Origin of the sequence: Streptomyces sp. WM6386 (genome assembly GCF_000972385.1) — a bacterium.
Classification (GTDB): Bacteria; Actinomycetota; Actinomycetes; order Streptomycetales; family Streptomycetaceae; genus Streptomyces.
The window spans coordinates 1-449 of the sequence record NZ_JXTE01000494.1 but is presented as its reverse complement, the minus strand read 5'-3'; the positions used below and the strand labels follow the sequence as shown (position 1 = coordinate 449).

Annotated in this window: 1 protein-coding gene; it reads right to left on the bottom strand. The window is 73.7% G+C overall.

Annotated features, from left to right (window positions below):
• A partial coding sequence (locus tag TN53_RS42400) for a LysR family transcriptional regulator substrate-binding protein (RefSeq protein ID WP_199924764.1) occupies positions 1 to 449 on the bottom strand: 449 nt, incomplete at both ends.

The window sequence follows — 449 nt, the reverse complement described above, 5'->3', positions numbered from 1 at the left end:
CGGTGGGACACCATCCGCGCCCCGCGCAGCGCCGCGTCCCGGGCCATCGAGGCGGGCAGTACCGAGGCGCCGACGCCGGCGAGGACCAGCGGCACGATCATCGCGCGGTGCGCGGTCTCCACCGCGATCCGCGGTGCGACGCCCAGAGCGGTGCACACGTCGTCCACCGCCGCTCGGGTCTCGGTGCCCGGCGGGGTCACGATCAGATCCAGCGCGGCCAGTTCACGCGAGGTGATGGTGTCGCCCGGCGGATGCGGATGGTCCGCGGGCAGCACGACATGCATCTCCTGCTCCGGCAGATCGATCCCGAGCAGGTCAGCCGTGGTCACCGAGGCGTCCACCAGGCCGAGATAGAGCGCGGGCCCGGCTGCGTACCCGTCGATCGCGGGCAGCATCCGGGAGCCGTTCGCCGCCCGCAGGGCCTCGTCCCAGCGGCCCAGCGTGTAGAG